This is a genomic window from Paenibacillus naphthalenovorans (assembly GCF_001465255.1).
In the GTDB taxonomy this organism is placed as follows: domain Bacteria; phylum Bacillota; class Bacilli; order Paenibacillales; family NBRC-103111; genus Paenibacillus_G; species Paenibacillus_G naphthalenovorans.
Genome location: NZ_CP013652.1, coordinates 3,485,221 through 3,505,438, shown reverse-complemented (window position 1 = coordinate 3,505,438; position 20,218 = coordinate 3,485,221). Strand labels below are relative to the sequence as shown.

General features: G+C 50.2%; 23 protein-coding genes and 1 riboswitch. Of the genes, 16 read left to right on the top strand and 7 right to left on the bottom strand.

Translation table 11 applies throughout. The annotated features are described in order from the left end of the window. Position 1 precedes the first annotated feature (1 nt). From IJ22_RS17210 to hpaD, 5 genes are read left to right on the top strand one after another with little or no spacing between them, the layout of a single operon-like run. Entirely contained in the window at positions 2–787 is a 786-nt protein-coding gene (locus IJ22_RS17210; protein WP_062409692.1) for a 2-keto-4-pentenoate hydratase, read from the top strand. Then, positions 787–1,692 carry an acetaldehyde dehydrogenase (acetylating) gene (locus IJ22_RS17205; protein ID WP_062409691.1) on the top strand — a complete coding sequence of 302 codons (906 nt, stop codon included), beginning with the start codon at positions 787–789 and terminating at the stop codon, positions 1,690–1,692. The genes IJ22_RS17210 and IJ22_RS17205 overlap by 1 nt, the downstream gene beginning before the upstream one ends. 38 nt (positions 1,693–1,730) lie before the next feature. Next, a complete protein-coding gene (dmpG, locus tag IJ22_RS17200; RefSeq protein WP_062409690.1) occupies positions 1,731–2,735 on the top strand; it encodes a 4-hydroxy-2-oxovalerate aldolase in 1,005 nt (334 codons plus the stop codon). Positions 2,736–2,752: 17 nt separating this feature from the next. Then, on the top strand, positions 2,753–3,223 hold the full coding sequence (locus tag IJ22_RS17195; protein ID WP_054818510.1) for a flavin reductase family protein: 471 nt from the start codon (positions 2,753–2,755) through the stop codon (positions 3,221–3,223). A gap of 3 nt (positions 3,224–3,226) precedes the next feature. Beyond that, positions 3,227–4,171, top strand: coding sequence for a 3,4-dihydroxyphenylacetate 2,3-dioxygenase (gene hpaD / locus IJ22_RS17190; protein ID WP_062409689.1), 945 nt, complete (start codon positions 3,227–3,229; stop codon positions 4,169–4,171). A gap of 93 nt (positions 4,172–4,264) precedes the next feature. Here hpaD and IJ22_RS17185 read toward each other — a convergent pair whose 3' ends face one another. Continuing rightward, positions 4,265–4,921 (bottom strand): GntR family transcriptional regulator, encoded by a 657-nt coding sequence (locus tag IJ22_RS17185; protein WP_062409688.1) that lies wholly within the window; start codon positions 4,919–4,921, stop codon positions 4,265–4,267. Positions 4,922–5,234: 313 nt separating this feature from the next. Next, positions 5,235–6,680 (bottom strand): 4-hydroxyphenylacetate 3-hydroxylase family protein, encoded by a 1,446-nt coding sequence (locus IJ22_RS17180; RefSeq protein WP_062409687.1) that lies wholly within the window; start codon positions 6,678–6,680, stop codon positions 5,235–5,237. Positions 6,681–6,899: 219 nt separating this feature from the next. On the opposite strand from IJ22_RS17180, the gene IJ22_RS17175 reads away from it, so the two are divergent. The 3 genes from IJ22_RS17175 (at position 6,900) to IJ22_RS17165 (ending at position 8,624) form a co-directional block, all read left to right on the top strand. Next, positions 6,900–7,526: a TetR/AcrR family transcriptional regulator gene (locus tag IJ22_RS17175; protein ID WP_062409686.1), complete on the top strand. Its 627-nt coding sequence runs from the start codon at positions 6,900–6,902 to the stop codon at positions 7,524–7,526. A 430-nt stretch (positions 7,527–7,956) separates the two neighbouring features. Continuing rightward, positions 7,957–8,340: an LLM class flavin-dependent oxidoreductase gene (locus IJ22_RS17170; protein WP_062409685.1), complete on the top strand. Its 384-nt coding sequence runs from the start codon at positions 7,957–7,959 to the stop codon at positions 8,338–8,340. A 5-nt stretch (positions 8,341–8,345) separates the two neighbouring features. After that, the gene (locus IJ22_RS17165; protein ID WP_054818514.1) at positions 8,346–8,624 is read left to right on the top strand and encodes an acyl-CoA dehydrogenase family protein; all 279 of its coding nucleotides are present in this window, start codon (positions 8,346–8,348) and stop codon (positions 8,622–8,624) included. 90 nt (positions 8,625–8,714) lie between these two features. Here IJ22_RS17165 and IJ22_RS17160 read toward each other — a convergent pair whose 3' ends face one another. Together IJ22_RS17160 and IJ22_RS17155 are read right to left on the bottom strand one after the other, a co-directional pair. After that, positions 8,715–9,029 (bottom strand): hypothetical protein, encoded by a 315-nt coding sequence (locus IJ22_RS17160; protein WP_054818515.1) that lies wholly within the window; start codon positions 9,027–9,029, stop codon positions 8,715–8,717. Positions 9,030–9,120: 91 nt separating this feature from the next. After that, the gene (locus IJ22_RS17155) at positions 9,121–9,579 is read right to left on the bottom strand and encodes a cupredoxin domain-containing protein (RefSeq protein WP_062409684.1); all 459 of its coding nucleotides are present in this window, start codon (positions 9,577–9,579) and stop codon (positions 9,121–9,123) included. A gap of 220 nt (positions 9,580–9,799) precedes the next feature. On the opposite strand from IJ22_RS17155, the gene uptA reads away from it, so the two are divergent. The 8 genes from uptA (at position 9,800) to IJ22_RS17115 (ending at position 16,600) form a co-directional block, all read left to right on the top strand. Then, positions 9,800–10,414 (top strand): undecaprenyl phosphate transporter UptA, encoded by a 615-nt coding sequence (gene uptA / locus IJ22_RS17150; protein WP_054818516.1) that lies wholly within the window; start codon positions 9,800–9,802, stop codon positions 10,412–10,414. A gap of 101 nt (positions 10,415–10,515) precedes the next feature. Next, a complete protein-coding gene (locus IJ22_RS17145; RefSeq protein WP_054818517.1) occupies positions 10,516–11,082 on the top strand; it encodes a thioredoxin family protein in 567 nt (188 codons plus the stop codon). 10 nt (positions 11,083–11,092) lie between these two features. Next, positions 11,093–11,728: an MBL fold metallo-hydrolase gene (locus IJ22_RS17140; RefSeq protein WP_062409683.1), complete on the top strand. Its 636-nt coding sequence runs from the start codon at positions 11,093–11,095 to the stop codon at positions 11,726–11,728. 255 nt (positions 11,729–11,983) lie between these two features. Continuing rightward, positions 11,984–12,292, top strand: a complete 309-nt coding sequence (locus IJ22_RS17135; RefSeq protein WP_074728703.1) for a YjcZ family sporulation protein — start codon at positions 11,984–11,986, stop codon at positions 12,290–12,292. Positions 12,293–12,591: 299 nt separating this feature from the next. Beyond that, positions 12,592–13,773, top strand: a complete 1,182-nt coding sequence (locus IJ22_RS17130; RefSeq protein WP_062409682.1) for a YhgE/Pip domain-containing protein — start codon at positions 12,592–12,594, stop codon at positions 13,771–13,773. Between the two features lie 104 nt (positions 13,774–13,877). Continuing rightward, positions 13,878–14,477, top strand: a complete 600-nt coding sequence (locus IJ22_RS17125) for a TetR family transcriptional regulator (protein WP_054818519.1) — start codon at positions 13,878–13,880, stop codon at positions 14,475–14,477. Between the two features lie 67 nt (positions 14,478–14,544). Then, complete coding sequence (locus tag IJ22_RS17120; protein WP_054818520.1) at positions 14,545–14,817, top strand: hypothetical protein; 273 nt, start codon at positions 14,545–14,547, stop codon at positions 14,815–14,817. Between the two features lie 187 nt (positions 14,818–15,004). Then, positions 15,005–15,105: riboswitch (purine riboswitch) on the top strand. A gap of 61 nt (positions 15,106–15,166) precedes the next feature. Next, positions 15,167–16,600 (top strand): NAD(P)/FAD-dependent oxidoreductase, encoded by a 1,434-nt coding sequence (locus IJ22_RS17115; protein ID WP_062409681.1) that lies wholly within the window; start codon positions 15,167–15,169, stop codon positions 16,598–16,600. 57 nt (positions 16,601–16,657) lie between these two features. Here the strand turns inward: IJ22_RS17115 and IJ22_RS17110 are convergent, their stop codons facing one another. From IJ22_RS17110 to IJ22_RS17100, 3 genes are all read right to left on the bottom strand, one after another. Further along, complete coding sequence (locus IJ22_RS17110) at positions 16,658–17,992, bottom strand: ABC transporter substrate-binding protein (protein ID WP_062411034.1); 1,335 nt, start codon at positions 17,990–17,992, stop codon at positions 16,658–16,660. Positions 17,993–18,122: 130 nt separating this feature from the next. After that, positions 18,123–18,944 carry a carbohydrate ABC transporter permease gene (locus IJ22_RS17105; protein ID WP_062409680.1) on the bottom strand — a complete coding sequence of 274 codons (822 nt, stop codon included), beginning with the start codon at positions 18,942–18,944 and terminating at the stop codon, positions 18,123–18,125. Then, entirely contained in the window at positions 18,941–19,870 is a 930-nt protein-coding gene (locus IJ22_RS17100; protein WP_375162512.1) for a carbohydrate ABC transporter permease, read from the bottom strand. Before IJ22_RS17100 ends, IJ22_RS17105 begins: the two co-directional genes overlap by 4 nt. Between the last annotated feature and the right edge of the window lie 348 nt (positions 19,871–20,218).

Sequence of the window (20,218 nt, the reverse complement as noted above, 5' to 3'; positions counted from 1 at the left end):
TATGAACGAGAAACCGAATATTCAAACCATTGCGCAATCCTTATACGACGCCTTTGAAAATAAACAGGCCATCTCCCCGATCACGGAAACTTATCCGTCATTAACGGCGGAGGACGCTTATCAAATTCAAAGGGAATTAACCAAGCTCCATCAGCAGCAGGGCAGGCAGGTCATCGGGAATAAAATCGGTTTGACCAGCGAAGGGATTCAAAAGCAGCTCCATGTATATGAGCCCGATTTTGGCGTCATGTATTCGGATTTTGCATTTGAACATGGTGCGGAAATCGATTCAAAGCGGATGATTTATCCCCGTATTGAGGCGGAAATCGCATTTCTTCTGGATAAGGACCTGAGGGGACCGAATGTGACGGCTGCGGATGTATTGGCAGCTACTAAAGCGGTTGTTCCCTCTTTTGAGATCATTGACAGCCGGATAAAGGATTGGAAAATTAAGATTTCCGATACGATTGCTGACAACGGGTCCCATTGGGGGATGGTCATAGGAAGTCAAATTTCTACCGTTGAGCGGTTGGATTTCCGTCATGTGGGGCTTGTTCTGGAAAGAGATGGAAAGATATTGGGTACAGCAGCCGGGGCTGCTGTACTCGGCCATCCTGCCCGCTCGGTCGCATGGCTGGCCAATAAACTGTCGGGATGGGGCGAAGCCTTGAAAGCGGGAAGCATTGTGCTCTCGGGTTCTCTTACACCGGCTTTTGATTTGCTTCCCGGACATTATAAGGCTTCGTTTGGCGAAGGGTTGTCAAGTGTGGAGGTGAATATAAAATAATGGAAAAACAAGTTAAAGCAGCTATCCTGGGCTCAGGAAATATCGGAACCGACTTAATGTATAAAATATTGAAAAATCCTGGTTCGTTGCAGCTATCGTTAATGTCCGGGATCGATCCGGAATCCGAAGGATTAGCCAGAGCGAAGTCGTATGGCTTGGATATCAGCATTGAGGGGATTAACGGGATTCTACAAGATCCCGATATTCAAATCGTATTTGACGCCACGAGCGCAAAGGCTCATATCCGGCATGCGAAGCTGTTGAAGGAAGCGGGAAAAATAGCGATTGATCTTACACCGGCTGCTGTGGGGCCTTATGTCGTGCCGCCTGCTAACCTGAACGATCACATGGATGCGGATAATGTGAATTTGATCACCTGCGGAGGGCAAGCGACGATTCCGCTCGTTCATGCGGTGAGTCGGGTATGCAAGGTCAAATATGCAGAAATGGTATCGACCGTTGCCAGCAGCTCGGCAGGGCCCGGTACGCGGCAAAATATCGATGAATTTACCTTTACAACAGCCCGTGGTCTGGAAGCGATCGGCGGAGCCGAAAAGGGAAAGGCGATTATCATTTTAAATCCTGCGGAGCCTCCGATCCTGATGAGAAATACCGTATATGCCGCCTATGAGCATGGTCATGAAGACGAAATTGCCGCTTCGATTGAGCAGGTCATCGCTGAAGTGCAGGAGTACGTGCCCGGATACCGTTTAACGCGGAAGCCCATTTTTGATGTGAGAGACACGCCGGAGGGCAAATGGCCAGTCGTCATCTTATTGCTGGAAATCGAAGGGGCCGGGGATTATTTGCCAAGCACGGCCGGCAATCTGGATATAATGACCTCCTCCGCTAAGCGTGTGGCAGAGGTTAAGGCAAAGTATTTATTGAAACAAGTCCTAAGCTAACCGGGGATATCCAATAAGGAGGAAGGGATGAAACGATAATGACTCCAACAAAGGTAAGGGTCATGGATACGACGCTTCGTGACGGCTCCCATGCCATTCGTCATCGATTTACGAAAGAACAGGTCCATAACATCGTGAAAGCTCTCGATGAAGCAGGCGTTCCTGTGATTGAAATCAGTCACGGCGACGGGTTGGCCGGTTCTTCCATGCAGTACGGCATGTCCCTGGTTGATGAATTTGAACTCATCGAGGAAGCGGCAAAGACCAGCAAGAACGCCAAAATAGCTTCTTTGCTGCTTCCGGGGATCGGCACGAGAAAAGAACTGAAGCAGGCTAAAGATTGCGGAATCAGCATGGTCCGAATTGCGACGCAGTGTTCGGAAGCGGATATTTCCGAGCAGCATTTTGGTTTGGCTAAGGAGCTTGGCCTCGAAACCGTAGGCTTTCTCATGATGGCCCATATGCTATCGCCGGAGGATTTGGCCAAACAAGCTAAACTAATGGAATCCTATGGAGCCGATATCGTTTATATTGTAGATTCCGCGGGAACGATGATGCCGCAAGATGTTACGGCAAGAGTGAAAGCGTTAACCGGCGAATTAAAAGTCCCGATCGGCTATCACGCCCACAATAACATCGGATTGGCTATAGGGAACAGCTTGGCTGCAGTGGAAGCCGGCGCCGCCTGCATTGATGCAAGCACAAGCGGCCTGGGGGCCGGCTCCGGCAATACACAGACGGAGGTGCTTGTGGCCGCGCTCTCCAAGGTAGGCTGCGAAACCGGAATTGATTTATTTAAGATCATGGATGCTGCAGAATATATAGTTCAACCCATGATGGAGTATCCGATGACGATTAACCGTGATGCCTTGACCATCGGCTATACGGGATTATATTCCACTTTTTTAATGCATGCCAAAAAGGCTGGGGAAAAATTCAATATCGATCCGAGGGAGATCCTGCTGGAGTTGTCCCGACGCAAGGCTGTTGCCGGACAAGAAGATTGGATTTTGGATGTTGCTGCAGAATTGGCGAATCGATAGAACAAAGGAGAATGGGCATGATCGACCCCAGGGAGTTTAGAAATACGCTCGGAAGATTTGCTTCCGGAATTACTATTGTGAGCACGGTTCAGGAAGGTGAAGTGCATGGGATGACGGCGAATGGCTTCGTTTCGGTCTCCCTGGATCCTCCGCTTGTGCTCGTTTCCATTGATCATAAAACCAGGATGCACCAGATACTGCCTCAAACGAAAACGTACGGAATTAGCATTTTGATGCACGATCAGCAGCAGGTATCACAGCATTTTGCCGGCCGCCCGCAGGAAAGCACGCCTGAATTTTTCTGGCATAATGACATTCCATTGATACAAGATTCGTTGGCTTATATCGTTTGCGATGTGGTGGATGAGCATCCGGCAGGGGATCATACCCTGTATATAGGTCGAGTGAACTGGATTTCGTATCGAGAGGAAGAACCGTTGATTTTTTATGGGGGAAAATATCGTTCGTTAACTAAGCTGGAGGTGTAGACATTGATTCTAAGACTGGGACATTGCGAATTGTTTGTAACCGATATGCAAAGAGCGCGGGAATTTTACATTGATATTCTTGGCTTTAGAGAGCACGATTCCGACAAAGATCATATTTATCTACGCGGAGTAGATGAATTCGACCTTCATACCCTGACCTTGACCAAAAGCAAAACCGGTGGCTTGGGTCACTTTGCGCTTCGGGTCTCCGATCCGGAAGATTTGGACCGACTGGAGGATCATCATAAACGTCTTGGGGTTCCAACCCTGATGGTTCCGGAAGGTACGGAGCCCGGGCAAGGCCGAGCTCTGCGTATTGTTGAGCCGAATGGCCATCCGATCGAGTTTTACCATGCTATGCAGCAGGTCAACGTTTACAATCCACAGGGTGGACTGAACCATCTGCCTATGCGTGCAACGCACCGCGATAGAGGAATTCCGCCGTTGCGAATCGATCATATGAATATTCGCGTGGCCAACGTGGATCAAGCCCTGAAATATTGGAGAGATGAGCTGTCCTTCAGCGTATCGGAATATGTGGAGAAGGATAATGGTACCTTTGCCGCTTGGACAAGACGCTGTCAGGGCACCCATGATGTGGCGCTGGTTCAATCCGCTTCAGGAGCCGGCTTGCATCATGTGGCTTATACGGTTCAGGGACCGGCTGAAATTATCCGGACGGCGGATCTTCTGGCGGATGCCGGCTACCAGGATGCGATTGAGTTTGGCCCCGGACGACACGGATTGAGTAATGCCTTCTTCTTATATATCCGCGATTTTGACGGCAATCGAACCGAAATTTATACGGGAGATTATTCAAGAGATATCGATTTGCCGCCGGTAAAATGGACTTGGGAGGAATACGACAAAAGAGGAAGACTGTGGTGGGGCCCGTCTTATCCGGAACGATTCCTGGAGGTCTCTCCGGTCAATAATCAATGGATTTAATGGCACCTCGCTTAAGCAGATTTGAAATTAGCAGGGCCTGCAGGTTAGGGCATAGACTGAAAAGTCTTTGCCCTTATTTGAATCAAGACATAGTTAATTTAAAATTTTTGAGTTGCCTACGATCGTGGCAAATTTCATAATATGGCTTTCCATAATGGCGCGGGCCCCTTTAGGATCGCGCATTTTTATTTTATCGATGATATTTTTATGCTCTTCAATCGTTTGCGTTGCGTCATGTTCAAACAAAGACACATTAATTAAATAAAAATCGTTCAGATCCCATTGATTTTTGGTCAGATTGTATATTTTTTCGGAACGGGCCATTTTAAGTATGGCATGATGAAGCTTTCTGTTAATTACGAAGTACTCATCTTTTGCAAAGTTTTCTTTCGTAACCAACTGATGCAATTCGTTATTGATTTGATATAACTGTTCGACTTCCGAATCCAGACGGCGCTCTGCCGCTAACTGGGCGGCCATGCCTTCGAGAACCATGACGAACAAGAAATGGTCGTGCATTTGTTCTTTGGTGTAATTAACGACCCGACAACCGGTTTGAGGCACAATTTCCACAAAATTTTCAAGCTCCAACTTTTTTAATGCATCAATAATCGGTCTTCTCGAATATCCCAGTTCCTTTGCGGTTTCAATGACGGAGATTTCTTCCCCGAATTTCCATCGGCCATTCTTTAAGCTTTTCTTTATATATTCATAAGCATGATTCGTTTTGGACAAATTGACATCTTCCAAGGTATTCGATCCTCCAAATGAAAAGTTCACCGATTCGTTGAGAAGGCTTTCATAATGCGGGATGGTCTCAACACATTCGGATGTCGGCCTATAGGGCAAAAGACTAATATCTTATATGCTAATATCTTACCTTAAATAAAAGCTTTGGGCAACTATCATTTAAATTTGGCCGGCCGTATGAAATCTAGCGTTCCCCTCATCGTCGGCGGTCTGCGTTATTTGCTTGCCCTAAGCAAAGCTGACTGCTTTCTCTCCTTCGCTTTGCCTGAATAACGGCCGTCGACGTGAGTGGGAATCGACCGGTATTTCGGTATTACCCTCCTTCTTTGCTCGATTCTTTCAATAATTTCCAAACCGGATCGACTAACAGCTCTTTTTCGAACTTCACATATTGGCTAGCATAGGCACGTACCGGATCGCCGGCATAAAATCGCTCATACAGCTCATGACGGGAGCCGAGCGGACTTCCTATCAAATCCCAGGCTAATTTAAACAGCTGCACTTTTTTCTCCGCACTGACAGAAGTCCCTTCAAAGTACAAATGCATCAGATTGGAGATCGGTCCATAGAAATCTTCCATGCTGGACGGCACTTGGACAAACCCGCCGCCGCCTACTTGCTGTAAAATCTCAATGGCTCTCGGGTAATATTTCGTTCCAATATTCCTTGCCGTATCAATGAATGATATCTCAGGCACCAGAACTCCGGATTCATCCGGCCTCGCCATCGTTTCGGAGGCGATGACCAGCGCCTTCATCACATCAATTTGCGTTATTAATTCGCCCAATTTCTCCTGAATATGCAAAAAACCCTGAACGCCAATCGATTCCGCAATGGCAAAGGCAACCCCGGTAACAAATTCGAGCTTGGATACAAACCGGACAACCGTCTGATGGAAGGCGAGCGAATTTGCCGTCTTGTTGCCCCGAAGCTTCAGGACATTGTCGGGATTTCCATACAGCAGCACCCGTTCCCAAGGAATAAACACGTCGTCAAAAAACAATACGGCGTCCATTTCCTCATAACGCGAACTCAATATATGATCTTGCGGTCTCTGACTGGCAAACGACTCCCGGCAAATAATATGCAGTCCATCGGAATGAGCCGGAACCAGTAAAATATGCGCATGCTTGCTGTCTTTTGCCTCGAAATTCAAGAACGAAAAAATAATGAAATCGTGTGTGTATGGCGCACCGGTTGCAATCATTTTGGCACCGCGAACGACAATGCCATCGCTCGTTTCCTTTATAATATGGAGAAACCGTTCGTTTATACGGCTGTCATCCAAACCGTTGGAACGGTCGATTTGAGGATCTAATATAGCCGTTGTCAGGAACAAATCCCGGTCCCGTGCTTCTTTGTAATAGTTGGTTATTTTGGACTCGAAATGCGGATCAAGCAGTCCAAGCTGCTTTCTGGCCGCATACCAGCCCGTGATCATAGACCGGCCATAATCGGATATCCGGCTCATCATTCCGTTGGTTTCTCTGGCCCAGCAATCAAAACTGGTTCTGCGCTTCAATAAATCCTGGGGGGTATAAGGCACAAGAAAGGAGGCGTGAGCAAACTTGCTGCCGCCGGGCGGAACAAATCCGATCGTTTCCCTGACGCCTGGCACATCGAGCATATTAAATAATCGTTGGAGTGTTTCCAGCGTACCTTTGAATGCCTGATGCTTTGGCAAATTGCTGACCAGTGCTCCATCCAGCCAAATCTTGCGGCCATCATTTAAACTTTTGACAAATTGTTCTCCTCGCAAAAGCTTACACAACTCCTTATAAAAAAAAATGTAAACAAAACCTATTGATAAACTAGGGTTAATATGTTTTTATTATAGCTGTATTGTAAATTCCAGCAATCGACAGTTGATGCACATATGTTTGATAAACAACTAAATATAAAGAAGTGTTGGTAAAAGAACATTTAAACCACAAATAGGGATGAATTGAGCAGAAACCATTTGATGGAGGGATGAAGCATGCGAACCGACTTTACCAGTCTGGACCGTCGTATTTACCGAACTCGGCTGATGATTCAGGAATCGTTGATTTCGCTTATTTTGGAAAAAGGCTTTGAGAGAATATCGGTTAAAGATATTGCCGATCATGCGAATGTCAACCGATCGACCTTTTATGCCCATTATCAGGATAAATTCGATTTGTTAGATACCATCATTGAGGAAAAACTGGCTCTGCTGTCCAAGCTGTTTAAAGAAACCGGCCCGCAGGTCGAGTCTCGCTTGTTGAAGTTCGATGAGCCGGATCCTTATTTTGTCGTATTATTTAATTACATGGCCGATAGTGCAAGGTTCTACAAGGTGATGTTTACTTTCCTGGAGCAGGAGAGGTTTAAGCTGAAAATGCAAGAGGTGATCCGGGAAGCGCTTTACGACCGGATTTCCAGGTTGAGAATGGAGCAGAAGCTCTCGGTTCCGCTTGATATCGTCCTCGACTACGCAAGCTCGTCCGTGATGGGAGTAGCGGAAAATTGGGTCAAAAAAGATATCATTTATTCACCGCATCACATGGCTCTGCAGCTGACGCGGCTTGCTTCGCTCGGTATTTATAAAGCCATCGGCATGGAGGATAACGGAAGACAAAACTAAAAAAATGATGTTTAAACAACACAAAATCCATTTCTGTTTTACTGCTGAGACTGTCTCAACAGTATTTTTATTTGCAACGGCAATTTATTACGACACCGCGGTAATTTGATGAATCATATACGTCATCTCGTCACGCCTATTTCGAATCGGGAAGCAAAAAATCATTTTCTCAACGATCTGACAGCCCCACGTCTAGGGTATGCTTACTCAATTGAAGCGTCTCCCAATGAAAGTTGGCTGGATAAACAAAGGTATTTCCTAAAGTAGTTTATTTACGAAATGTACAACAAATATCGACAAAATGTTGCATAGACTTCATTCGGACGAATATTGTTCGTTGAATTAAAGCTTGCGTCTGCCTATACTGAGTGTACATTATTCATATAATACCTACTGATTTAGTTGGGTTAATATGGAGAGGAGGAATCGTATGACATTACAATTTGCCTACTGGGTACCTAGTGTTAGCGGAGGAATCGTGAAATCGAACGGTTCGAGGAAAGCGGACTGGTCATTTGAGGCAAACAAAAGGTATATACAAGCGGCTGAAAACGCGGGATTCAAGTATGCATTCTTCCTGTCTCGCTTTTTTTCCGAAGATGGGGGCGAGAACCAGCTGGAAGCTTTGGCTTTGGCGGCTTCGCTTGCTCCGGTTACCAGAAACATACGATTAGTCACGCAAGTTTTGTCAGGCCTGTGGCACCCCGGTGTGGTGGCAAAAGCCCTTTCAACGTTGGATCATATCAGCAGCGGAAGAGCGGGAATCAACCTAGCGAGCGGTTCGTCCAGGTTGAGAAGGCGGCGAATAAAGTAGATGAAGTGTGGGCCAAAGAATTCAGTTTAACCGAAGAGGAACGTGGGGAATGTGCTGTACTCGTGGCGGCGGCCAATGTGGCTGCCGGAAAAGCCGGGCTGGACATCAGCAATCGCATTTTCGAAGTGATGGGATCGCGCTCAACTGCGTCCAAATACGGCTTTGACCGGTTCTGGCGAAATATCCGCACCCATACCCTGCATAATCCTGCTGAGTATAAGCTTAGGAATATCGGCAACTGGGTATTAAATGACGAATTTCCGAAAAGCGGATATTACTCCTGATGGAATGACAGAAGCAAGGCCCCCTTTGCAAGCACGGAAGGGCAGTAAGGCGTCCTTCAGGGCGAAAGAAAAGACCGACGCGCTGTTGCGTCAGCCCCCGAAGGATTCCCGGAACGCTCTGCTGAGCACCCCCGGCTCCACGTTCCATAAGGCGGCGATTTCGCCGCATACGTTTTCATCGAACCAATCCGCCAGTACTTTGCGGTTGCTGCCGTTCTCGACAATATAAGGGAGGTTCAGCAGCACCTTTTTATAATACAGTTCATCCGCCTGCTTGATCAGATGGGGGGTTATATATCCCCCCATTTTTTTTCGTGCCCGGTACAGCTCCCGGCTGCACGTGCGGCGGATGAGCCGTGCGGATGGAAGTTGTTGGTTGTGCTTCATTTTGTTTCCTTGATTCATGAGTCCGGCACCTCCTTCCTTGCTTTATGCTATGCGCAAGGAGGCGGTACGGGTACTCACGGAGCGGCCCCCGCTGTTGCCGTTTCCCAAGTTATTCGTCCACCACCAAATATCCGATCATCGGGCCGTTATGAGCGATATCGGGGTGTGTCAGGCATATGATCCTGTAGATGCCGGGTTTATCGGCACGGAAGGAAACAACGGTTTCCTGACCTTTTTTCACTTCGCCTTTAATGTTCATTCCGTCAATGATAAAGGGATGGCTCGCTCCGTTTACGCCGTAAATGCTCAGGCGGATGCGTTCCCCCTTTTTCACGTAAATGGTACCGGGGTCCCACCGATACGCTTCAATCGTCTTGCCGTCCGGTCCCGTCGATTTGAATTCACCTGTCACCAGATTGACGGTTCGTTCCGGAGCGTCGGGACTCATGACGGTGCGGATCTCGTCCTGCTCCCAGAAGAGCAGTGCGGCAGAGGCCAGCAGCAAGGCGGCGGCTCCGATTTTGAGTGCTTTTATTCTTTTTTTGCTTACCACGAATATTTTGGTCATGAGCATCACCTGTAGGAATTAGGATCGTTTGTACCAATGTATGCGGGAACTTGTCTGATCATGACACGGCCGAATTCCGGAGCTTCCGGACAGATGAAGCGGCGGCACTGTTATTGCAGGAGCATTGGAGGATGCGGCATGCATAAGAGTGTGCTAGAATAAAATAGGCTAATAATAGACAAGAACAGAAATTTGTGAAGAAAAGAAAGAGGCTGGAGAAATGAGTGAGCTGCTCCATGAACTGGTGCTTTCGGCGTTAAGGTTTGTTGAGGGATTGGGCGTTTGGGGGATTTTGATCGGCCTGATGCTGGAAGTCATTCCGAGTGAGATTGTGCTGGCCTATGCCGGTTATCTGATCTCGCGCGGGGAGATCTCATTGATCGGAGCCATCGTGTTCGGACTCCTCGGGTGTTTGTTCCAGCAGATCATTCTGTACTGGATCGGACGCTACGGCGGCCGGCCGGCATTGGACAAGTTCGGCAAATTTTTGCACCTGAAAAAAAAGCATCTGGATATCGCGGAGGACTGGTTCAATCGCTACGGTCCGGTCATGGTGTTTCTGGCCCGTTTCATCCCGGTGCTGAGGCAGGCGATTTCCATCCCTGCGGGCATGGCGCGTATGCCGTTGGCCAAGTTTATGTTCTATACTACGCTCGGGACGATCCCATGGGTCATCATTTTTGTTTATCTCGGACGCTCTCTGGGGGATAATTGGGAGCAGATCAATCAGGTGGCCGGCCCGTATGTGAAGCCCTTGATTTTTGCAGCTATCGTTGTGGCGGCGGTGTATATTATCATCAAATGGATAAAGCGCAGCAAAGCTGTGCCAAGATAAGGAAATGATCATGCTTGTTTGGTCCCCGTTCCGGTTGGAGCGGGGACTTTTTTTTGGTACAATAACCCATAGCAGCACATTTGAAGGAGGAATGGATTCCGATGAGCAAAAACTTAAGCAGCAAGCTTCGCAAAGGGCTGTCCCCGCAGCAGTTTATCGACGGGATGACCAAGAATCAGGATAAATTCAAAGAGTGGTACGATCTGTTCAAGTGGGAGGATGAAGAGGATAAGGCGTTTTTTGAATCGCTGAACAACCGCGATGACCTCCGCTGCCTTATTCTGGCTGCTGATTGGTGCGGCGATGTGGTGCGCAATGTGCCGGTCGTATTCCGCGCTTTGGAGATTTCCGGCATCCCGACGGAAGTTCTGATCAAAGAGGAGCATCCCGATGTGATGGAGCAATTTCTGACCATGGGCGGAGAGGCGATTCCGATCGTCATTTTCACGGATTTCAGCGGATTTGTGCTGGGACAGTGGGGACCGCGTCCGAAGCATGTGCAGGAGGTTATGATCAAATTCAAACAAGAGAATCCGGACCGTGAAGCTGCGGATTATCAAGATAAAATCAAAATTGCGCGTGAGGAAATGGGCCGTCAGTATGGTGAGGGGACCGGTTACCAGACCGTCATCGTAAAAGAACTGCGCGAGCTGCTGTCCTCCTTCTGAGCCGATGACGATGGAAACGAAGGAACTTGTCATTGAGTCGTTCTCTCTGGGTCCTCTGCAGACGAATGCGTATTTGATCTCGCTCCCCGGCGAGAACAAAGCGGTTGTCATCGATCCCGGCATGAATCCCAATCCGCTGCTCAAACGCGTGGCCGACATGGAGATTGAAGCGATTCTGCTTACACATGCCCATTTTGATCATATAGGCGGGGTAGAAGAGCTGCGCCGTTTAAAGGGCTGCCCTGTCTATTTGCATGACGACGAGGCGGATTGGCTGGTGGATCCGAAGAAAAACGGATCGGCCAGGTGGCCTGATGTTACCGGACCGATCACTACCGCTCCTGCCGAGTACTCGCTGGCCGACGGGCAAAATTTATCGGTACTGGGCCTCAGCTTCAAGGTGTTCCATACCCCAGGCCATTCCCCGGGAAGCGTCAGCTTTCTCTACGGCAAGCATTTGTTCGGCGGTGACGTCTTGTTCAAGCTGTCCGTGGGACGTACGGACTTGCCGGGCGGGAGTCATCAGGAGCTGCTGGATTCGATCCACGGCAAGCTGTTCGAACTGCCGGACGATACCATTGTATACCCGGGCCACGGCCCGAGGACCAGCATTGGCTATGAACGGGAGCATAATCCGTATGTCTAATCCAAGGCGTCTTTCATTCTGCCGGAAACAGCAGAATGGGACGCTTTTTTCCTGCCTTGACCGATGGCGGTAAATGTCTATTTTTCTCCCGGGCATAGGTGAACACCGTGCTCCCGTTGGGTATCTCTCCATAGACTAATGGTGTGTTCAAGTAAGGCAAGTAACGAGTTCCCGGGAACGCTTGAATGCGCAAAAACACAAGAAATGAAGCTGGCTTCTTGTGCTTTCGTCAAATCTTATGGAGGTGTTCGCCTTATGGAAAAGTATCAACCTACCGCTGTACCAAAAACGCATGTCGGTCCGACGGCCTATGCTCCGCTATCGAATGTAGGCCCGAACATAGGTCCGATGCCGACGTACGTATCGCCCGTATCGCTGCCGCAGCCTGTATATCCCGCGCCGATCAACGTGCATGCCAGCTACGAGGAGATCAACATCTATACACCGAAAAAACATCACCATCATCATTGGCATGGACACGGCTATACTTCAGCGGCTCTCATTTTGGTGCTCTTCATCCTGCTGGTCATTATTCTGCGCAGCAAGCACAGGCATTGTCATTGACGCTTCTTAAGCGCAGGCGGTAACGCGCGGTAACGAATACCGGCTCCACCGCCACTGCGTCAAGGCTCCCTGCGGCAGCGAAAAAGTCAATACAGTTTATGTCGGTGTTGACTCCGCGGCTACTATAAATGGCATTCGGTCATTTACAGGAGAACAGGGAGCCTTGCGAGGGTGGATCGGATACCCGAACAAATCCCTGTAGTAAGGTATTGACAATAGGGAAGATATTTCATATGATTCAAACAAACGTTTAATTAAAATAAGCATTTAACATATATACATAAGAGGAGAGAAAGACCATGCTTCAAGCTTTACAAGCGTATTTGAAAAAGCCGGCTACGAAGATAGGAATCATGACGGCGATGATGTTTCAAATTATATTCAGCCTGATTTGGATGACCGGATATGAAGGCGTGAACGATAATACGAAGCAACTGAAAATCGCCGTCGTGAACGATGACCCCGGTTTCGGACGAAAAGTGGAAGAGCAGTTGACAAAATCACTGCCCTTTCAATTGATCAGCGAACGCTCTGCGGACAAAGCCAAGGAAATGCTGAACGGGCGTGAGGTACAGATGGTGCTGCATATTCCTGCGGAATTTACCAAGCAGCTGCAGACCCCTGGTCAGCAAGCGAAGATCAACTATACCATCAACGAGTCCAATCCGGCCCTGATCAAGAGCATGATGCAGAGTGTTGCCGGCGGCGTGACGGCCTCGGTGGGCAAAGAAGCGGCGATAGCGGGCGCTCAAGCTATTCTGGTACAAGCCCATATTCCTGCGCAAGAAGCAGCGGCTATGGCCCGGGGATTGACCGATAAGGTGGCCGCGAATCTCGAATTTACAAATCCGGTTCAGGGGATGCACAACCAAATGATCCCGATGATGATGGTGCTTGCTTCATTCGTCGGCGCAATGATTATGGGTATGAATCTGCAGCAGGCAACGGGGATGCTCGGAGCGGGTTATTCCAAATGGAGCAAATTCGGCGCCCGCGTCTTCATCAATGCGGTGTCCGCCGTCATGATTGCACTGGTCGGTTCCTCGCTGGTGGTTGCTTTGGGTGGACAAATGGGTTCCGGTTTCCTGGCCTTCTGGCTGTTCCAGGCCTTGTTCCTGATGACATTCATGTTTTTCTCGCAAATGTTTTTGATCGTTTTCGGCATGGCGGGTATGCTCTTTAATATCTCCATGCTATCGATTCAACTGGTGTCTTCCGGCGCTATGGTTCCGCGTGAGCTCCTGGGCGGCTTTTACTTTACCATCAGCCAATACCTGCCGGCTACTTATGCGGTAGAGGGTGCTATGAACCTGTTATTCGGAGGTCCGGGAACGGCGCGTGATATCGGTGCACTGGCTCTCATCATGACCGTCTGCGCGGCGGTCGGGCTTCTGGCGACAGGCCTGCGTAAGGAAACCGGAACGATTCCGGCCGCAGCGGAACATTCGAAGACAGCGAATACCGCTGCAACGGGGGCCTGAAATATGACGGGGCCGGCAGGCAGTCATCCTGCCGGCCTTTGGCTTGCACTCTATGGGGGAAAGTTACATAATGAAATTAAAAGAATCCGGTAAGGAGATGCATTATGATACAGACCGAGTCCGATATGAAGATCCGCATACTGCTTTCGGCCAAGAAGCTATTTGCACAACAAGGCTTTGACGGTACCAGTGTACGGCAAATCTGTGAGGAAGCGGGCGCTAATGTTGCTCTCATCTCCTATTATTTCGGGGGCAAAGAAAAGGTGTTTCGGGCGATTTTCGAATCCTTCTTTCCCGGTCACCGGTTGGCCCAGTTTGAGGGCGTTTTCAAAGATCCGGTGGAGGGGCTGAAGCTGCTCGTTCATGAGATCATCCACTTCAGCATGACGGACATGGAGCTCAGCACCATTGTACAGCAGGAAATTATGATGAATTCTCCGCGCAAGCCGATCGTTACCTCGTTTACTTATCCCGTTTGGTTCAAGGTTCGGGAGCTGTTGGAAAAAGGGCGGGAGGAAGGCCGGTTTCAATTTGATTCGCTTGATCATGCCCTCATGACGGTCATCGGAATGATTCTGGTTCACAAGAAATATGATTCGTTTCAACCGCTTCTTTCAAATACACACCACGATCCGTGTTCGACTGCAAAGCAGAGCTGGGAATTTATTTTGCGGGCCCTCGGGGCATCCGGGTCATCCGCCTAAACCGTCCGGGCTTATTGCTGCATACAATAAATTGAGATTCGGAGGAACGATTAGAGGGTGATTGAATATGTTGAACAGGTTCCCTGCGGTCATCCGCAACGTGAACGAAGGTCTCGATGAAGTCATCAGCGCGCTGGATAAAATGAGTTCTATCTACCAGTCGGCGGAGCAAATGTCTCCGGTCTTAAAAAAAATAGCCCGGCTGATTAACGAATCACAAGCGGCAGCCGGAAAGCCGCTGAAGCTGAACGGTACGAGAAACGGGAGAAGCTCTGTCTCCGCAGGAAGGAAAAGAAAGCGCCAAACAAGCCGCAGACCGAAAACGAAAAGGTGGATGTAAACGGGAAGGAAAGTGACGACAGATCACTTTCCTTCTTTCGTGTGATGACAAAAACATTCGGCTTTCGGGTTAAATGTTATATCGGAAAACGGAATCGATCCGAATAATGCAAGATGAACACGAACATTTTTACGATATGCCATTGACAATATTCAAGAATTGACTTATGATTCTGTTGTGTTCAAAACCTAATATTTACTCTACCGATCGTATATCCTTGACAATATGGGTCAAGAGTTTCTACCAAGGAACCGCAAATTCCTGGCTACGAACAGGGCGCCTTGCCGCACCCTTTCGAAGCCGGGATTTTTTGGTTTGCGTTCATTATGCTAAGGAGGCACACTCACTCATGAAAAAACGATACGATGTTATTATTGTCGGAGCCGGACCGGCCGGAATTTTCGCAGCGTACGAGCTGACATTGAAAGCGCCTCAGCTCAAGGTGCTGCTGATTGATAAAGGGCACGATATTGACAGCAGAAGATGTCCCATCCTAGAGGAGAAGATTCAGCTGTGTCCGCCGCCTGCAGGCAAAAAGGAGTACGCCGGCTGTTTACCTGCCTGTTCGATTACCGCCGGTTTCGGCGGAGCCGGGGCGTACAGCGACGGCAAGTTCAACATTACGACCGAATTCGGCGGCTGGCTGACGGATTATCTCCCTCCATCGCGCGTGCTCGATTTGATCCGCTATGTGGACGCCATCAATCTCAAACACGGGGCGACGGAGAACGTAACCGATCCGACCACTCCAGTGGTCCGCTCCATAGAACAGCGGGGTTATGCGGCCGGGCTGAAGCTGCTGAGGGCCCAGGTAAGGCATCTGGGCACCGAGCAAAACCTGGAAATCCTGCGCTCCATCAACGCCTACTTGAAAACCAAAATCGATATGCAGTTCAAGACGGAGGTAGCCGATCTGTTGACGGCAAAGACGGAGGACGGGCACCGTATCCAAGGTATCGTCCTCAAAAACGGTGAAGAAGTTGAAGCCGACAAGGTGCTGGTCGCTCCCGGCCGGGACGGATCGGCCTGGCTCACCGAGGTGCTGCGCAAGCGCCGTCTCAAAATGTATAACAATCAGGTGGACGTAGGTGTGCGCGTGGAAACGTCCGATGTGGTGATGCATGAAATCAACGAGCATTTATACGAAGGAAAATTCATCTTCAATACGTCGGTCGGTACGCGCGTACGCACCTTCTGCAGCAATCCGTCCGGCCATGTGGTCGTTGAAAATCATTCCGGCGTGATGGCCGCTAACGGCCATGCCTATAAAGACCCTGCGCTTGGCTCAACCAATACGAACTTCGCACTGCTGGTGTCGCACCGGTTTACGGAGCCGTTCGATAAGCCGAATGAGTATGCGCGGGAAATATGCAAGCGGGCCAACGATTTATCCGGCGGCGGGGTCATCGTACAGAAATACGGCGATATTATCCGGGGCAGACGTTCCACGGAAACGAGAATCAAGGAGGGCTTTTTGGAGCCGACGCTCAAAGAAGCGGTGCCGGGCGATCTGGGGTTGGTGCTTCCTTACAATACGATGAAGAGCCTGATTGAGATGGTGGAGGCGCTCGACAAGGTGACTCCGGGCATTGCGTCCGAGCATACATTGTTCTACGGTGTAGAAGCCAAGTTTTACTCGGCAAGGCCCAAGCTTACCGAGCGTCTGGAGACGGAGATCGAGGGCTTGTACTGCGGAGGGGACGGCGCAGGCGTGACTCGGGGGCTGGCGCAAGCGGGCGCGGCAGGCGTATGGGTCGCCCGCAGCATGATCGAAAAAATATAGAAGCCAAACAAAGCCGAGGGCGGTGTAATTCCCCTCGGCTTTGTCGTATGCTTTTGCTTACTTGCTTACGGTTTTGTTGTACTGTTGGATTCGGGCGGAAATTTCCTTTGCTGCGCCGTCGAGAGCTTCTTTCGGCGATTTTTTGCCGTTCAGAATTTCCTCGATCGCCCCTTCGGTGAGCTGACGCGCTTCAGGGAAAACGCCCATGACTGCGCCCTGCGTCGCTTTGTTCGCTTTGGTTTGGTGCAGCTGGTCTACCGCCGTTTTAAACTGCGGATATTTCGCCATATTATCCTTAACAAGCTGTTCGTCGTATGCCTTTTTCGTAATCGGGAAGTATCCCGTGTTGACGGACCAGAAGGCCTGCTGCTTCGGTTCGGTCAGGAATTTGATGAATTCCCAGGCGCCCTTCTGCTCGGCTTCGGATCGGTTGTTCAGGATATATAAGCTCGCGCCGCCAACGATAACGCCGCCGTCTTGAGCGTCCTTGGGCTTCGGCAGAAAGGCGGTGCCGACTTCGAATTTGCCTTCCGCTGCGTTCACGATGCCGCGCAAAGCTGCCGTGGAATCCAGCGTCATGGCGATTTGTCCGGCGGCGAACGCTTTTTTCGTATCGTCCGTTTTACGTCCGAGGTTGAGCATCGTTTTGTCATCGATCATTTGCTTCCACCAAGTCATCGTTTTGACGCCCGCCTCGCTTCCCAGCAGCGAGTCCGTTGCGGGACTTGTACGCCCGTTGCCGTTATTGACGAGCTCGGCGCCCTGGTTAGCGAAGAACTGCTCCATGAACCAGCCGTAAATGGCGAAGGAGGCGCCCGTTTGTCCGTCCTTGGTCAGTTTCTTGGCGGCTTCGGCTACTTCTTCATACGTGGCCGGCGGCTTTTCCGGGTCGAGGCCGGCCGCTTTAAACATATCCTTGTTGTAGTACAGGATCGGGTTGGACGTGTTAAAAGGCATCGAATACAGCTTGCCGTCGAAGGTGTAATAGTTCAAAATATTTTCTTCCAATGCGGATATATCGAATTTCTCCTCATCGATAAACTGCTGTATCGGGGTGATCGCTTTGGAATCGATCATGAAGCGGCTGCCGATTTCATATACCTGGATCAGCGCCGGGCCACTCTTGGAATCCATGGACGCCTTCATTTTGTTCAGGCTCTCATCATAGGTGCCTTGAAATACGGCCTCCACCACGACATTCTTTTGCGAGGCGTTAAAGTCGGCTACCAGCTTGTCCGCCGCTTTGCCGAGCTCTCCGCTCATCGAGTGCCACCACACGACTTTGACCGGCTCGGAGGCCTTCGGCGCTTCCGTTCCATTGGCTTCGCCTGCCTCAGGCTTGCTGTCGCCCCCGCCGGCAGTCGTTCCCCCGCATGCCGCCAAAACCAGCATGACAAAAGCAAGCAGGAGCGTTAAAGAGGATTTTTGGTTCAGCTTGAGTGGTTTTATCACGGTTGATCTCTCCTTTGGAATAGATTTATATCGGGCGCCGGACCCGTTAGTAGGCCCATGGCGCGGTTGGTTACCCTTTGACCGCTCCGGCGGTCATCCCCTGCACCAGCTGCTTAAGACCGAGCGCGAGGAGGACAAGCGTGGGAAGCATGACCATGACGACGCCGGCGAGCACCAGGTTCCACGAGGTCATTTCTTCAAACTGAAGCATGCTGATGCCGATTTGTACCGTACGCATCGCTTCACCGTTGGTGATGAGCAGCGGCCACAGGTACATGTTCCAATGCGTCAGAAACGAATACACGCCGAGCGTGGCCAGTGCAGGTCTGGACAATGGCAGCACAAGCCGGAAGAAACTTCGCAGATGGCCGCAGCCGTCGATTTTGGCGGCTTCGAACAGCTCCCCCGGAAGCTGCAGGAAAAACTGGCGGAGCAGGAACGTTCCGAACGCCGTAGCGAGGAACGGAACGATCAAGCCCTGATACGTATCGAGCCAGCCCCAGCTTTTGACGGTCAAGTAATTGGGAATGATCGTAACTTCCCACGGAATCATCATCGTGGACATAAAGAGGGCAAACCATGCCGATTTGCCCTTAAACCGCAGGAAGGCGAAGGCATATGCGGCCATGCTGGCCGTAATGAGCTGTCCGATCATAATGACGCCGGAAACGAAAAAGCTGTTCGCAATGAACCGCCCGACCGGAATCAGCTGCAGCACGGACAAATAGTTTTCAAAATTCAGACTTCCGGGAAGCAGCCTGGGCGGATAGGTGGCCGACTCGGCATTCGTCATCATGGCGGCCGACAGCGTGTAAGCGATCGGATAGAGCATGATGACGGCGGCGATCGTCAGAACGGCATAGATCAGCGTATTCTGCAGACGGGACGTCATTGGTAATGCACCTTCTTTTCCAGAAAGCGGAACTGCACCGCCGTCAGAATCAGAATGATCGCAAACAGAACAAGCGCCTGCGCGCTGCCGATGCCAAAGCGGAAATTGACGAACGCATCCTGATAGATGTTAAATACGATGACATCGGTGCTGTTCATCGGTCCTCCCTTAGTTAAGATGTGAATTTGCCCGAACGATTGAAAAGCCCCGATCACCGAAACGATTCCCACAAAAAAGAGGGTGGGGGAAACGAGCGGGAGGGTGATGCGGGCAAAGGTGCGCAGCGGCCCGGAGCCGTCGATCCTGGCGCTGTCGTAGATGTCCTCCGGCACGCCTTGGAGCCCGCTGAGCAGGACGATATAGTTGAAGCCCAGATTCATCCAAATCGTCATGATGGCGACCGAAACCAGGGCCCAGGCCGGATCGGTCAGCCAATTTACGGGATTCAAGCCTATCAGGGTAAGAAAGTAATTGAGCGTCCCGAGGCTCGGATGGTACAGCATCATCCAGATGACGGAGCCGGTTCCGACGGAAATGGCTACGGGAAGCGAGAAGACGAACCGGAACCAACGCATCCCGCCCAGCTTGTTGTGCGTAAGAGCGGCCAGGAGGAGCGCCAGGATAATGCAGGTGGGCACGGTCAGGAGCGTAAATGAGAGCGTCACCTGCAGGCTCTTCATAAAGGCGTCCGAAGCGAACAGCTCTTTGAAGTTGTCGAGACCGGCGAATGCCGCTATCCTTCCGCGGGGATCGGTCAAGTGAAGGCTGAGATACACCGATTTCAGCAGCGGATAGAACAGAAACACGCCGAACAGCAGCAGGGACGGAGCCAGGAAGACATAAGCCAGCGCCTGTTCCTTGAAGCGGACGGACCGCAGCGATTGAAGCTTGAGACCTTTGGAGAAGGCAAGTTTCTTTTTTTTCATGGTCCCGCGTGCCAGGGCATTGTTTTCCAGCGTGGACATGAAGGAACTCCTTTCCGGGATGGTTTACTTCTAATCCATGACTCATTGTAGCGGGTCCATGTTTTCTCAAGGTTAATTGAATGTAAATTGTTTGTGGATGTCTGCGGGGAATTTACAAAGTGTTAAGAATGGATATCTTCAGCATGCGCTAGCGGATGGTTGCCTCCGATATCGGTGAATGGGATGCCGGGTCCCGTGCAGTACCGGGATTCTTCTCGTTCAGTACCGGGCCGTTCCCGCGTATTGGCCATGTGTGAATCAGGCCCTTGTGAAATAAAAAAAGGCTTGAATATTTTGGAAAACTATGCT